The organism is Achromobacter sp. SIMBA_011 (assembly GCF_046535435.1).
GTDB classification, from domain to species: Bacteria; Pseudomonadota; Gammaproteobacteria; order Burkholderiales; family Burkholderiaceae_B; genus Achromobacter; species Achromobacter dolens.
The window spans coordinates 1-260 of the sequence record NZ_JAWRWN010000725.1 but is presented as its reverse complement, the minus strand read 5'-3'; the positions used below and the strand labels follow the sequence as shown (position 1 = coordinate 260).

Sequence of the window (260 nt, the reverse complement as noted above, 5' to 3'; positions counted from 1 at the left end):
CCCGTGATGGCCGAGAAGTGGACAAATATATCGCCCCCACCGTCTTGAGTGATAAAACCAAACCCCTTCTCCGCGTTAAACCATTTCACCGTACCTGTTGCCATTGCCGTTCTCCTGACTTACGGGATAACACGAACCTCAGACGCATAGACTGCATCAGGCCCATGGACTCTCAGAACTTCCACTCGCAGGCCTACGGCAAGCCGAATGCGTCGTGAATCAACGAAATCCACTCGCACATCGCCTTCGCCGCCTTCCAG

The 260-nt window shown here is 54.2% G+C and carries 1 protein-coding gene; it reads right to left on the bottom strand.

Annotated elements, in window-relative coordinates:
• The coding region (locus SB816_RS32865) for a cold-shock protein (protein ID WP_410548363.1) at window positions 1–104 on the bottom strand (104 nt) is incomplete at its 3' end.
• Between the last annotated feature and the right edge of the window lie 156 nt (window positions 105–260).